Source organism: Enterobacter cloacae complex sp.6700776 (genome assembly GCF_048284255.1).
In the GTDB taxonomy this organism is placed as follows: Bacteria; Pseudomonadota; Gammaproteobacteria; order Enterobacterales; family Enterobacteriaceae; genus Enterobacter; species Enterobacter intestinihominis.
The window spans coordinates 1-309 of record NZ_JBLVYK010000148.1 but is presented as its reverse complement, the minus strand read 5'-3'; the positions used below and the strand labels follow the sequence as shown (position 1 = coordinate 309).

Genomic DNA, 309 nt, shown 5'->3' with positions numbered 1-309 from the left:
GCCTGAAGGCGAAATATTACTTGAAGAGAAGTGAAATTTTCATGTCCCTGCTGGCGTACCTCCACCAACAACTGCACAGTTTGAAAAGGTAAGCCCAAAGGCTTTTTGGTTTTTTGTAATAACTGTACTTGCCGTTGTTCCTGCATCAGAAGATATAATCGGATCTAAAGCAATCGACATATCAGCGCTGTTATTACCATTAATCGTACAGGTAGTATCACTAATTGCACCGGAGAAAGAAATAATACCTCCAGGGCTATTTGTGGCAGCAATTACTGAGCCAGATAACACGGATAAGGACAGTATTGA

1 pseudogene is annotated in these 309 nt (G+C 41.1%); it reads right to left on the bottom strand.

Going from position 1 to position 309, the window contains the following annotated elements:
• Positions 1–39: 39 nt before the first annotated feature.
• Positions 40–309: pseudogene (locus ACNQ0T_RS23650) on the bottom strand (type 1 fimbrial protein); the annotation flags it as partial.